This is a genomic window from Escherichia sp. E.sYA108 (assembly GCF_011754335.1).
Lineage (GTDB): Bacteria > Pseudomonadota > Gammaproteobacteria > Enterobacterales > Enterobacteriaceae > Escherichia > Escherichia coli.
Genome location: NZ_JAAQVZ010000001.1, coordinates 2460634 through 2473816, shown reverse-complemented (window position 1 = coordinate 2473816; position 13183 = coordinate 2460634). Strand labels below are relative to the sequence as shown.

The window sequence follows — 13183 nt, the reverse complement described above, 5'->3', positions numbered from 1 at the left end:
TTTTGTTTGAAAAGCAATAAGTGAGTAATGATGAAAATCCATACCACAGAGGCGCTCATGAAGGCTGAAATCAGCCGTAGAAGTCTGATGAAAACCTCCGCACTTGGCAGTCTCGCGCTGGCAAGCAGTGCTTTCACTTTGCCGTTTTCCCAAATGGTCCGAGCGGCACAGGCACCGGTAGAAGAGAAAGCGGTCTGGAGTTCCTGCACCGTTAACTGCGGGAGCCGCTGTCTGTTACGTTTGCATGTGAAAGATGACACCGTGTACTGGGTGGAGTCTGATACGACAGGTGACGACGTCTACGGTAATCATCAGGTTCGAGCGTGTTTACGCGGGCGCTCTATCCGTCGACGGATGAATCATCCTGATAGGTTGAAATATCCCATGAAGCGCGTCGGCAAGCGCGGTGAAGGTAAATTTGAACGGATAAGTTGGGATGAAGCCCTGGATACCATCAGTGATAATCTTCGGCGGATCCTAAAAGATTACGGCAATGAGGCTGTACATGTCCTGTACGGAACAGGCGTAGATGGCGGAAACATCACCAACTCGAACGTCCCGTACCGTCTGATGAACTCTTGCGGTGGTTTTCTCAGTCGCTATGGTAGCTACAGTACCGCACAGATCAGTGCCGCGATGAGTTATATGTTCGGTGCCAATGATGGCAACAGCCCGGATGATATCGCCAATACGAAACTGGTCGTTATGTTCGGAAATAACCCGGCAGAAACGCGGATGAGCGGCGGTGGTGTCACTTACTACGTCGAGCAAGCCCGCGAACGTTCAAATGCACGCATGATCGTCATCGATCCACGTTATAACGACACAGCTGCCGGACGTGAAGATGAATGGCTGCCCATTCGCCCTGGCACCGATGGCGCACTGGCCTGTGCGATTGCCTGGGTACTGATTACTGAAAACATGGTCGATCAGCCATTTCTCGACAAATATTGTGTTGGTTACGATGAGAAAACGCTGCCCGCCAACGCACCACGTAACGCGCATTATAAAGCCTATATTCTGGGCGAAGGGCCTGACGGCATAGCTAAAACGCCGGAATGGGCAGCAAAAATCACCAGCATACCGGCAGAAAAAATTATCCAGTTGGCACGAGAGATCGGTTCAGCAAAACCTGCTTATATTTGTCAGGGTTGGGGGCCACAACGACACTCCAACGGCGAACAAACGTCCCGCGCTATTGCCATGCTTTCCGTTCTCACCGGTAACGTCGGCATAAACGGCGGCAACTCAGGTGTACGCGAAGGTAGCTGGGATCTGGGGGTAGAATGGTTACCGATGCTCGAGAATCCTGTTAAAACGCAGATTTCCGTCTTTACATGGACAGATGCTATCGACCATGGTACGGAAATGACCGCGCCCCGTGATGGTGTTCGTGGAAAAGAAAAACTGGATGTCCCCATCAAGTTTTTATGGTGCTACGCCAGTAACACATTGATCAATCAACATGGCGACATCAATCACACCCATGAGGTGCTTCAGGATGACAGCAAGTGCGAGATGATTGTTGGCATTGACCACTTCATGACTGCCTCGGCTAAGTATTGCGATATCCTGTTACCCGACCTGATGCCAACAGAGCAAGAAGACCTCATCTCTCATGAGTCTGCCGGGAATATGGGCTATGTGATCCTCGCCCAACCCGCAACCTCAGCAAAATTTGAACGCAAACCCATCTACTGGATGCTGAGTGAAGTCGCCAAACGCTTAGGACCAGACGTTTATCAAACCTTTACTGAAGGTCGCAGTCAGCATGAATGGATCAAATATCTCCATGCGAAAACGAAGGAACGTAACCCTGAGATGCCCGACTACGAGGAGATGAAAACGACCGGGATCTTTAAGAAAAAATGCCCGGAAGAACACTACGTCGCTTTCCGCGCATTCCGTGTAGATCCACAGGCAAACCCATTGAAAACACCTTCGGGAAAAATCGAAATTTATTCTGAACGACTGGCGAAGATTGCGGATACCTGGGAATTGAAAAAAGATGAAATTATTCATCCTCTTCCAGCTTATACGCCAGGTTTTGATGGCTGGGACGATCCCCTGCGGAAAACTTATCCACTGCAGTTAACGGGCTTCCACTACAAAGCGCGTACCCACTCCAGTTACGGCAATATTGATGTATTACAGCAGGCCTGCCCACAAGAGGTGTGGATCAACCCCATTGATGCTCAGGCACGCGGTATCCGTCATGGCGATACCGTGCGGGTATTTAACAATAATGGAGAAATGCTGATTGCCGCAAAAGTGACTCCGCGTATTCTGCCTGGCGTTACCGCCATCGGGCAAGGTGCTTGGCTTAAAGCGGATATGTTTGGTGACCGGGTCGATCACGGCGGCAGTATCAATATTCTGACCTCTCACCGCCCTTCACCGCTGGCAAAGGGAAACCCGTCGCACAGCAATCTTGTCCAGATCGAAAAGGTTTAAGGAGTAGCCCATGACCACACAATATGGATTTTTTATCGATTCCAGCCGCTGTACTGGCTGTAAAACCTGCGAACTGGCGTGCAAAGATTTTAAAGATCTTGGCCCGGAAGTCAGTTTCCGCCGTATTTATGAATATGCTGGCGGCGACTGGCAGGAAGATAATGGCGTCTGGCACCAGAACGTGTTCGCTTATTATCTCTCCATCTCCTGTAACCATTGCGATGACCCCGCATGTACAAAAGTCTGCCCCAGCGGTGCAATGCATAAGCGTGAAGATGGTTTCGTGGTGGTTGATGAAGATGTTTGTATCGGCTGCCGCTACTGCCACATGGCTTGTCCGTACGGCGCGCCACAGTACAATGCTGAAAAAGGGCACATGACGAAGTGCGATGGTTGTTATTCGCGCGTCGCCGAGGGGAAACAACCCATATGTGTCGAATCCTGCCCACTGCGTGCACTTGAGTTCGGTCCAATTGAAGAATTGCGCCAGAAGCACGGCACTCTGGCTGCCGTCGCGCCACTGCCGCGCGCGCATTTCACAAAACCCAATATCGTTATCAAACCTAACGCCAACAGCCGCCCGACCGGCGATACCACTGGTTATCTGGCTAATCCGGAGGAAGTGTAAAATGGGAAATGGATGGCATGAATGGCCACTGGTTATCTTTACCGTATTGGGTCAATGCGTAGTAGGCGCGCTGATTGTTAGCGGAATTGGCTGGTTCGCCGCCAAAAATAACGCAGACCGTCAGCACATTATTCGTGGCATGTTTTTCCTCTGGCTGTTGATGGGCATCGGGTTTATTGCCTCTGTCATGCACCTGGGATCGCCACTGCGGGCGTTTAACTCGCTGAATAGAATCGGAGCTTCTGGTCTGAGTAACGAGATTGCTGCCGGTTCCATATTTTTTGCCGTTGGCGGATTATGGTGGCTGGTGGCGGTCATCGGTAAAATGCCGCAAGCGTTGGGGAAACTCTGGTTACTTGTCAGCATGGCGCTCGGCATCATTTTCGTCTGGATGATGACCTGCGTGTATCAAATCGACACTGTGCCAACCTGGCATAACGGTTACACTACGCTGGCTTTCTTCCTGACGGTATTGTTGAGCGGTCCAATACTTGCTGCCACAATTCTACGTGCAGCCCGCGTTACATTTAATACCACACCATTTGCCATCATTAGCATTCTGGCGCTGATCGCTTGTGCCGGGTTGATTGTGCTGCAAGGTTTGTCTCTGGCGTCTATTCACTCATCCGTACAACAAGCCAGCGCACTGGTACCAGATTACGCCTCCTTACAGGTCTGGCGTGTGGTATTGTTATGCGCAGGTCTAGGATGCTGGCTTTGTCCGCTCATTCGTCGCCGTGAACCTCACGTTGCCGGACTTGTTCTGGGGTTAATCCTCATTCTTGGCGGTGAGATGATCGGGCGTGTGCTCTTTTATGGCCTGCACATGACAGTAGGAATGGCTATTGCAGGTTAACAAATTGGTGCGGGGCAACCCGCACATTTCAGGATGTTAGGAATGACCCATTTTTCACAGCAAGATAATTTTTCTGTTGCGGCGCGCGTGTTGGGCGCGCTGTTTTATTACGCTCCAGAGAGTGCAGAAGCCGCACCTCTGGTTGCGGTACTCACCCGTGACGGCTGGGAAACTCAGTGGCCTCTACCAGAAGCGTCATTAGCGCCGCTGGTGACGGCTTTTCAGACACAGAGTGAAGAGACTCACGCCCAGGCCTGGCAGCGTTTGTTTGTCGGCCCGTGGGCACTGCCGTCTCCGCCGTGGGGATCGGTCTGGCTGGATCGCGAATCTGTGCTGTTTGGCGATTCAACATTGGCACTTCGTCAGTGGATGCGCGAGAAAGGCATTCAGTTCGAAATGAAGCAAAACGAACCGGAAGATCATTTTGGTTCACTGCTGCTGATGGCTGCGTGGTTGGCGGAGAATGGTCGCCAGACAGAATGCGAAGAATTGCTGGCATGGCACCTTTTTCCGTGGTCAACACGTTTTCTTGACGTTTTTATCGAAAAAGCAGAACACCCTTTCTACCGTGCACTGGGTGAACTCGCTCGCTTAACGCTGGCGCAATGGCAATCACAACTGTTGATTCCTGTCGCGGTTAAACCGCTGTTTCGATAGGATCACCGTATTATTGCCGGATGGTGACGATTACACGCAATTCGGCAATTAATAGGTTACAGTGTCACGTTTTTTATCTCTTAAAGCACGCACTGCTTTTGCGGCTGGCCTCTTTTGCCGCAAAATAGTCGCCCGTGTTTCATTGCCCATTTCTGCTCATGCATCATCTACACATCTATCCGGATCTGCGCACTATGTTCCGCCGTCTGCTTATCGCAACAATCGTCGGTATTCTTGCGGCCTTTGCCGTTGCCGGGTTTCGTCATGCGATGCTGCTACTGGAGTGGCTGTTCCTCAATAATGACTCCGGCAGTCTGGTCAATGCAGCGACAAATCTTTCCCCGTGGCGACGGCTGCTAACCCCGGCGCTCGGCGGACTGGCGGCGGGTTTGTTGCTGATGGGCTGGCAGAAATTTACCCAGCAACGCCCTCATGCGCCGACCGATTACATGGAAGCGTTGCAAACCGATGGTCAGTTTGATTACGCAGCAAGCCTGGTTAAATCGCTTGCCTCTCTACTGGTAGTAACCAGCGGCAGTGCAATTGGTCGCGAAGGTGCGATGATTCTTTTAGCTGCCCTTGCAGCCTCGTGTTTTGCCCAACGTTTTACGCCACGCCAGGAGTGGAAATTATGGATCGCCTGTGGAGCTGCGGCGGGAATGGCTGCGGCCTATCGCGCCCCGCTTGCTGGCAGTTTATTTATAGCCGAAGTGCTGTTTGGCACTATGATGTTGGCCTCTCTCGGCCCGGTGATTATTTCCGCCGTCGTGGCGTTGCTGATTAGCAATCTTATTAATCATAGCGACGCATTACTCTACAGCGTACAACTCTCAGTGACGGTTCAGGCTCGTGACTATGCGCTGATTATCAGTACAGGTGTGCTGGCAGGTCTGTGCGGACCACTGTTGTTAACGTTAATGAACGCCTGTCATCGTGGATTTGTGAGTCTCAAGCTTGCGCCGCCCTGGCAACTGGCACTGGGCGGGTTGATCGTGGGTCTGCTTTCCCTGTTCACACCTGCAGTGTGGGGCAACGGCTATAGCACCGTACAATCCTTTTTAACCGCTCCGCCACTGTTAATGATCATTGCCGGGATCTTCCTCTGTAAACTGTGTGCCGTGCTGGCGAGTAGTGGTTCTGGCGCGCCCGGTGGTGTCTTTACACCGACGCTATTTATCGGTCTTGCCATTGGCATGTTGTATGGTCGTAGCCTGGGATTATGGTTACCTGATGGCGAAGAAATTACGCTTTTACTCGGATTGACCGGGATGGCGACACTGTTGGCGGCGACCACGCACGCGCCGATTATGTCGACGTTGATGATATGTGAAATGACCGGGGAGTATCAGCTACTCCCCGGTTTATTGATTGCCTGCGTAATTGCGTCGGTAATTTCGCGGACGTTACACCGTGACTCTATCTACCGCCAGCACACTGCGAAGCATAGCTAAGCGGATGTATTGCCCTAGTTCACGCTGTTCGGCGCGCGGCAGATAAGGCAGTTCACCAATGAGCGGTGCCGGAAGTTTTTTACCGAGCACATCAATGATTTCCGCATAATGCGCCAGTCCTGGGTTGATTCGGTTAGCCACCCAGCCAATGAGCGGCAGCCCGTCGTTGGCAATCGCCTGAGCTGTTAGCAGTGCATGGTTAATGCAACCTTCCTGAATACCGACAACCATCAACACCGGCAGTTGTTCCTGCACCACCCATTCAGAGAGCGGACGCAAATCATTCATCAGACTGCGCCAGCCGCCAGTCCCTTCTACCACGACATGATCGACTTTATCGGTCAGGTTTGCCAGGCCGTTTGAAATGAGGGTGTAATTGATTGGGCAACTGTGCGCCACGCTACTTTCTTCTTCGCTTAACGCGATAGGATTAACTGCTTCATAAGGCAGTTCGATGGTTGAAACACTCTGCAACACCAGGGCATCTTTATTACGCAGCCCTTCGGGTGTCTCTTTGCTCCCCTTCGCTACGGGTTTATATCCCGCAACCGTTTTTCCCTGGGAGGCTAACGCTTGTAGCAATGCGCGGGAAACCACCGTTTTCCCTACAGAAGTGTCTGTACCGGTAATAAAGAAACGCTTCAGCATCACTAACTCCACCGTTATGCTTCACAAATATAAACCAGGAAAATAATTAACCTTGAAAGTCTAAGTTATGCTTTCCTGGCCCAAATTGAGATAGCGCAAATTTTGGTAGAACAGTTAAAAAATGTTAACCCTGCAACAGACGAATCAACAAAGAACCGTTATACATCGCGTCTTTTACCAGCGCAGCGCCTGCCATCGTGCCCTGGTTAGAAAACTGAGTACTCTCAACGCTAATGTGCTGACTATACACAGGAAGGGCCTGCTGACGGATGCTGTCCGAGATGACTGGGAAGAGGATATCTGCCGCTTTACTTAACGGTGAGCCAATCAGTATTTTTTGTGGGTTAAATAAATTCACCATGATGGCAAGAATGCGACCGACATGCGCGCCTACCCCGGTAATGATGTCTTTTGCCAGTAGATCGCCGCGCAATGCCGCCTGACACAATGAGTCCACGGTTAACGGTTGTCCATGTAACATCGAGCTCATGGATTGATTGAGACGCAGCTGTGCCAGCTCAAGAATACTGTCCACACTGGCGATGGTTTCGAGGCAACCGTGATTCCCGCAATAACAGCGTTTCCCATACGGGTCGACCTGTGTGTGGCCTATTTCCACGAGGCTACTGCTGCCTGCGTGTAGCAGATGACCATCGGTAATGACGCCAGCCCCCACGTTGTGATCGATAACCACCTGAATCACATCGCGCGCCCCGCGTGAGGCACCAAACAAGGCCTCAGCCATCGTCCATGCGCTGATATCATGCTGAATATAAACCGGTACGCCGGTATGCTGCTCCAGCGCCTCGCCGAGCGGCATCTCTTTTACATCCTCGTAGAACGGCATGCGATGTACAATACCATTTTCCGTATCAATAATTCCCGGCAAGGTTATGGCAATCGAAGTCAGACGCTCAAGTTTTTTCTGGTGGCGGATAAAAAACTGATCGATATGGGAAATGATACGCTCCAGCAATGGCGAGTCATCTTTTAACGCCAGTTCCTGCGACTCTTCCACTACCAGTTTGCTGCTCAGATCGCGCAAAGCAAGGAAAATCTCCCCGCGACTAATGCGCAGAGAAAGATAGTGCCAGGCTTCAGTTTCAACCACCAGCCCCACTGCCGGACGGCCACGGTTCCCCGCTTCTTTGATTTCCAGCTCTTGCACCAGGTGTGCTTCGAGCATCTCACGGACAATTTTAGTGATACTGGCAGGAGCCAGTTGCGCCAGACGGGAAAGATCGATACGCGAGACTGGACCAAGCTGATCAATCAGGCGATAAACCGCGCCCGCGTTGGTCTGCTTTATTTGATCAATGTGCCCAGGCTGATTTTCAGCAACCACCGCATACTCCCTATATTTTCGCGCTCCGAAATAATCTGTAGGCTATGGTGAAGCACTTCAATACGTGTCGTCAAATTTTTACTTAGGCATGTGATTAACAGCACATTTTTCGGGCTTTTTCGCTGAAATTTCCCTCACCTGAGAGCATTCAGCAGATGAATACGAAAGTTACGCGCAGCCGGACTTTGTTCATGATGTTTCGGCCAGACCAACCACATTTCAGAAACCGCATCCTCTTCAGCAATCGGCACCCAGCGCATTTCGTTGAGCTGAACACGTTTAAATGACGCAGGCAAAATTGAAACACCCAGACCAGCGGAAACCAGACCGATGATGGTCATTGCCTCACCCACCTCCTGAGTGATGACGGGCGTCAAATTGTAACGTCTCATCAGCCCGAGAATATCGTCATACAGCCCTGTTCCGACGTGCGGATCAAAAAAGACAAAGGGTTCTTTCGCCAGTTCAGCCAGCGTTACACTCGGGTTATTTGCCAGGGGATGATCGTGCGGGATCATCGCCATAAGCGGTTCATGGACGATGACTGCGTGTTCAAGCGTCTCCGGTAACGCTGTGTTACGCAGCAATCCCATATCCAGCGTTCCTTCAATGAGCGGAGCGATTTGCTCGCGAGTGTTCATTTCGCGGGTTTGTAAATGGACATCGGGATAATCACGGCGAAACAGCGATAACGTATCGGACACCGCCCGAATAAAAGGAGCGGACGAAGTAAAACCAATGCGCAACTCCCCCGCTTCGCCCTGATGCAGCCTTTCAGCGCGAGCGGCAGCATCATCCACCATAGACAGGATTTGCCGACTATCTACAAGAAACTGTTTTCCTGCTTCCGTCAGCAATACACTGCGATTGGTCCGTGCCAGCAGTCGGGCACCAATTTGTTGCTCCAGCGCCTGAATCTGCTGACTTAGCGGTGGTTGCGAAATATTCAGGCGGGCAGCGGCACGCCCGAAATGCAGCTCTTCTGCAACAGCGACAAAGTAACGCAGATGACGAAGTTCAAGATTCATATTTAAAACATCTTATTTGAGATTATTAATATATTAGACAGAACAATTCGATTTTCCTAATCTATTCATAAGCCTGATCCACAGGCATATTTAGCAAGGATTTCAAGTGAGCCGTACTACAACTGTTGATGGCGCTCCGGCAAGCGACACTGACAAGCAAAGCATTTCTCAGTCAAATCAATTTATTAAACGCGGTACGCCGCAATTTATGCGCGTCACCCTGGCGCTTTTCTCTGCCGGACTGGCAACTTTCGCACTTCTCTATTGTGTGCAACCTATCCTTCCGGTGCTTTCACAAGAGTTTGGCTTAACGCCCGCGAACAGTAGTATTTCACTGTCCATTTCAACGGCGATGTTGGCTATCGGTTTGCTGTTTACTGGCCCGCTATCCGATGCCATTGGTCGCAAACCAGTGATGGTCACGGCGCTACTGTTGGCCTCCATTTGTACGTTACTTTCGACAATGATGACCAGCTGGCACGGCATTTTGATTATGCGCGCCTTGATTGGGCTTTCGTTAAGTGGCGTGGCAGCCGTTGGCATGACTTATCTTAGCGAGGAAATCCACCCCAGTTTCGTGGCCTTTTCAATGGGGTTGTATATCAGCGGCAACTCAATTGGCGGCATGAGCGGACGCTTAATTAGCGGTGTCTTCACGGACTTTTTTAACTGGCGAATTGCGCTGGCGGCAATCGGTTGTTTCGCGTTGGCCTCGGCGTTGATGTTCTGGAAAATCCTCCCTGAATCACGCCATTTTCGCCCGACTTCGCTGCGCCCTAAGACGTTATTCATCAACTTTCGTCTGCACTGGCGTGACCGGGGATTACCGTTATTGTTCGCAGAAGGCTTTTTGCTGATGGGGTCGTTCGTCACGCTGTTTAATTACATCGGCTATAGGTTGATGCTTTCCCCCTGGCATGTCAGTCAGGCCGTGGTTGGCTTATTATCGCTGGCTTATTTGACCGGTACATGGAGCTCACCCAAAGCCGGAACCATGACCACCCGCTATGGACGCGGTCCGGTGATGTTGTTTTCGACGGGGGTTATGCTGTTTGGTTTACTGATGACCTTATTCAGCTCGCTGTGGCTGATCTTTGCCGGAATGTTACTCTTCTCAGCCGGATTCTTCGCAGCCCACTCCGTTGCCAGCAGCTGGATCGGCCCCCGCGCAAAACGCGCTAAAGGCCAGGCCTCCTCGCTGTATCTGTTCAGTTACTATCTGGGGTCGAGTATTGCCGGGACGCTGGGTGGTGTTTTCTGGCATAACTATGGCTGGAACGGCGTCGGCGCATTTATTGCTCTGATGCTGGTCATTGCTCTGCTGGTCGGGACGCGTTTGCATCATCGTCTGCACGCCTGAAAAAATAAGTCCGGACTGAGGTAAATACCCGTCCGGACTTATTGCCTGCTCAAACCAACGTTAATAGCCATCCTAAAAAGCCAATTCCCGCAGCGCATCTAGCGTCATCAGGATTATAAGTACCCAAATAAACGGATTCATTTTGCTGTGTGTCATTTATTACTGATGCGCAGTTATTCTACCGCTTTGTAAGTAGTAAAATAGTTAACACGATCAAGACTACTATTATTGGTAGCTAAATTTTCCTTAAGTCACAATACGTTATTATCAACGCTGTAATTTATTCAGCGTTTGTACATATCGTTACACGCTGAAACCAACCACTCACGGAAGTCTGCCATTCCCAGGGATATAGTTATTTCAACGGCCCCGCAGTGGGGTTAAATGAAAAAACAAATTGAGGGTATGACAATGAAAAAAGTATTAGCTCTGGTTGTTGCCGCTGCTATGGGTCTGTCTTCTGCTGCCTTTGCTGCAGAGACTGCGACCACACCTGCTCCGACTGCGACGACCACCAAAGCAGCGCCTGCGAAAACCACACATCATAAAAAACAGCATAAAGCAGCACCTGCCCAGAAAGCGCAGGCGGCTAAAAAGCATCATAAAAATGCCAAAGCTGAACAGAAAGCTCCTGAACAAAAAGCGCAGGCAGCGAAGAAACACGCCAAGAAACACAGCCATCAGCAACCGGCAAAACCTGCTGCACAACCCGCAGCGTAAGTTTTCAACAGTAATGCTGGCGCGCCCCCTCGCGCCTGAAAATTACGGTGCTAAGCGGGTAACGTTTAGCACCGCCTTTAGCGGAGGGTAGTATGGTGGGCCGTTATCGCTTTGAGTTCATTCTTATCATCCTTATTTTATGCGCACTGATTGCCGCCCGTTTTTATCTTTCCTGATCGTAGTTATCTGATTTTACTCCCACTTTCATCCCGTCCCGTCTATAGTATTTATGAGGGTTTGCTTTTAATAATCATAATTACCCACCAGAGTGTGATATGCGTACAACCATTGCTGTAGTGTTGGGTGCAATTAGTTTGACGTCTGCTTTTGTGTTTGCAGATAAACCAGACGTTGCCAAATCGGCAAACGATGAGGTCAGCACCCTGTTTTTTGGTCATGATGATCGTGTGCCAGTGAATGACACGACCCAATCACCGTGGGATGCGGTTGGCCAACTGGAAACGGCCAGCGGCAATTTATGTACGGCGACGCTGATTGCACCCAATCTGGCATTAACGGCAGGACACTGTTTATTGACGCCGCCAAAGGGTAAAGCCGATAAAGCGGTAGCGCTGCGTTTCGTGTCAAATAAAGGTCTTTGGCGCTATGAGATCCACGACATAGAAGGCCGCGTTGATCCGACACTGGGAAAGCGGTTAAAAGCAGATGGGGATGGCTGGATTGTACCTCCCGCAGCTGCGCCCTGGGACTTCGGTTTGATTGTGCTACGTAATCCCCCTTCTGGCATTACACCGTTGCCGTTATTTGAGGGAGATAAAGCCGCGCTTACCGCCGCATTAAAAGCGGCTGGTCGTAAAGTGACTCAGGCGGGCTACCCTGAAGATCATCTCGATACGTTGTACAGTCATCAAAACTGTGAAGTGACTGGCTGGGCGCAAACGTCGGTGATGTCGCATCAGTGCGATACCTTGCCGGGTGACAGCGGTTCGCCTCTGATGTTGCATACCGATGACGGCTGGCAATTAATTGGGGTGCAAAGCTCGGCTCCTGCCGCGAAAGATCGCTGGCGCGCCGATAACCGGGCCATTTCTGTTACCGGTTTTCGCGACAAGCTGGATCAACTGTCGCAAAAATAATGTTCAAACGCTGCCCGACAGCGCGGGCAGCGTGTTCATCAGGCAAGTTTCACCATGATCATTCCAGCCAACAGCAAGACCAGGCCAATCCAGCCTTTACGATTTAACCGTTGACCAAACAAGATCCAACCTGCGGCTAACGTGGCGGCAATACCAAACCCGCCCCACAATGCATAAGCGACAGACAAGTCGATCCCTTTAACGGCCTGAGAAAGCGCACTAAAGGCAGCCAGCACCGCCGCCAGAGAGAGCAAGCCAAATATTTTGCGACGAAAGCCGTCAGAAAATTTCAAAAAGACGTTAGCAATGATTTCCAGCACGATTGCCAATGCCAGCCAGGCGGCGTGAACCCATTCAAACTGCGCCATGGTTCACCTCCAGTTCAGGTTTACGCGCTTTACGGGTACCTGATTTGATCAATACAATCCCGGCGACCAGGGTGGTTAACCCGGCAATTTTCATCAGCGATAGACTTTCGTCGAATAACAAAACGCTAAACAAGGTAATAAATAAAATACCGATACCTTCCCACAGCGCATAAGCCACGCCTAAGGCGATCTTTTTAACGGCGAAAGAGAGAAATATATACGACAGAGAAATCATCACCAGCATTAAAATAAAGCCGCCATTTCCCTCACTGACGCTCGCCCATTTCATAGACAGCGTACCGGTAATTTCTGTAGCAACAGCCAGACCTAATAAAATCCAATAAATATACATTGTCCTTCTCCTGCAAGAGAATTATTTTAATTTTCGCTTAATTCAGCGAAACCAAAGTAAAGTGGTCAAGCCCCGCGCATAGCGCAAGCTTAAGCAGAAGAAAGGACTAAAGCGCGTTGCGCCAGTGCTGCTCACCTACGAGCAAGATAGTGGATGAGGTACGAAGATGGGTAAATGTAGAAAATAACGTCCTGAACAAATTGTCCATAATATTACAAT

General features: G+C 50.6%; 15 protein-coding genes. 9 read left to right on the top strand and 6 right to left on the bottom strand.

Annotation, left to right across the window (positions count from 1 at the left end; genetic code table 11):
• Positions 1–30: 30 nt before the first annotated feature.
• The 5 genes from ynfF (at position 31) to clcB (ending at position 6046) form a co-directional block, all read left to right on the top strand.
• Entirely contained in the window at positions 31–2454 is a 2424-nt protein-coding gene (gene ynfF / locus HBM92_RS11610; protein ID WP_016265898.1) for a selenate/tellurate reductase subunit YnfF, read from the top strand.
• A 10-nt stretch (positions 2455–2464) separates the two neighbouring features.
• Positions 2465–3082, top strand: a complete 618-nt coding sequence (gene ynfG, locus HBM92_RS11605) for a DMSO reductase like molybdoenzyme iron-sulfur subunit YnfG (protein WP_000213028.1) — start codon at positions 2465–2467, stop codon at positions 3080–3082.
• Position 3083: 1 nt separating this feature from the next.
• Positions 3084–3938, top strand: a complete 855-nt coding sequence (gene ynfH / locus HBM92_RS11600) for a selenate reductase membrane anchor subunit YnfH (protein WP_000526507.1) — start codon at positions 3084–3086, stop codon at positions 3936–3938.
• A 42-nt stretch (positions 3939–3980) separates the two neighbouring features.
• Positions 3981–4595 (top strand): Tat proofreading chaperone DmsD, encoded by a 615-nt coding sequence (gene dmsD / locus HBM92_RS11595; protein WP_000148699.1) that lies wholly within the window; start codon positions 3981–3983, stop codon positions 4593–4595.
• 158 nt (positions 4596–4753) lie between these two features.
• Positions 4754–6046, top strand: a complete 1293-nt coding sequence (clcB, locus tag HBM92_RS11590; protein WP_014639617.1) for a voltage-gated ClC-type chloride channel ClcB — start codon at positions 4754–4756, stop codon at positions 6044–6046.
• Here clcB and bioD read toward each other — a convergent pair.
• The 3 genes from bioD to HBM92_RS11575 all read right to left on the bottom strand — a co-directional run bounded on the left by bioD (position 5999) and on the right by HBM92_RS11575 (position 9067).
• Entirely contained in the window at positions 5999–6694 is a 696-nt protein-coding gene (gene bioD / locus HBM92_RS11585; protein ID WP_000919226.1) for a dethiobiotin synthase, read from the bottom strand. The two genes, clcB and bioD, sit on opposite strands and share 48 nt — an antisense overlap.
• Positions 6695–6818: 124 nt before the next feature.
• On the bottom strand, positions 6819–8039 hold the full coding sequence (gene mlc / locus HBM92_RS11580) for a sugar metabolism global transcriptional regulator Mlc (RefSeq protein WP_000225285.1): 1221 nt from the start codon (positions 8037–8039) through the stop codon (positions 6819–6821).
• A 134-nt stretch (positions 8040–8173) separates the two neighbouring features.
• Positions 8174–9067: a LysR family transcriptional regulator gene (locus tag HBM92_RS11575; RefSeq protein ID WP_001047547.1), complete on the bottom strand. Its 894-nt coding sequence runs from the start codon at positions 9065–9067 to the stop codon at positions 8174–8176.
• 106 nt (positions 9068–9173) lie between these two features.
• On the opposite strand from HBM92_RS11575, the gene HBM92_RS11570 reads away from it, so the two are divergent.
• Positions 9174–10427 carry an MFS transporter gene (locus tag HBM92_RS11570; protein ID WP_000091856.1) on the top strand — a complete coding sequence of 418 codons (1254 nt, stop codon included), beginning with the start codon at positions 9174–9176 and terminating at the stop codon, positions 10425–10427.
• A gap of 72 nt (positions 10428–10499) precedes the next feature.
• On the opposite strand, the gene HBM92_RS25815 is transcribed toward HBM92_RS11570, so the two are convergent.
• Positions 10500–10568, bottom strand: coding sequence for a KPN_01571 family protein (locus HBM92_RS25815; protein WP_223931501.1), 69 nt, complete (start codon positions 10566–10568; stop codon positions 10500–10502).
• A 270-nt stretch (positions 10569–10838) separates the two neighbouring features.
• Between HBM92_RS25815 and asr the strand changes: the two genes are divergently transcribed.
• From asr to HBM92_RS11555, 3 genes are all read left to right on the top strand, one after another.
• Positions 10839–11147, top strand: a complete 309-nt coding sequence (asr, locus tag HBM92_RS11565; RefSeq protein WP_001362115.1) for an acid resistance repetitive basic protein Asr — start codon at positions 10839–10841, stop codon at positions 11145–11147.
• 92 nt (positions 11148–11239) lie between these two features.
• Positions 11240–11323, top strand: a complete 84-nt coding sequence (locus HBM92_RS11560; RefSeq protein WP_000233090.1) for a hypothetical protein — start codon at positions 11240–11242, stop codon at positions 11321–11323.
• 99 nt (positions 11324–11422) lie between these two features.
• On the top strand, positions 11423–12244 hold the full coding sequence (locus HBM92_RS11555) for a trypsin-like serine peptidase (RefSeq protein ID WP_001260849.1): 822 nt from the start codon (positions 11423–11425) through the stop codon (positions 12242–12244).
• A 38-nt stretch (positions 12245–12282) separates the two neighbouring features.
• On the opposite strand, the gene mdtI is transcribed toward HBM92_RS11555, so the two are convergent.
• Both mdtI and mdtJ read right to left on the bottom strand, forming a co-directional pair.
• Positions 12283–12612, bottom strand: a complete 330-nt coding sequence (gene mdtI, locus HBM92_RS11550) for a multidrug/spermidine efflux SMR transporter subunit MdtI (RefSeq protein WP_000046657.1) — start codon at positions 12610–12612, stop codon at positions 12283–12285.
• On the bottom strand, positions 12599–12964 hold the full coding sequence (gene mdtJ, locus HBM92_RS11545) for a multidrug/spermidine efflux SMR transporter subunit MdtJ (protein WP_000276156.1): 366 nt from the start codon (positions 12962–12964) through the stop codon (positions 12599–12601). The genes mdtI and mdtJ overlap by 14 nt, the downstream gene beginning before the upstream one ends.
• Positions 12965–13183 lie beyond the last annotated feature (219 nt).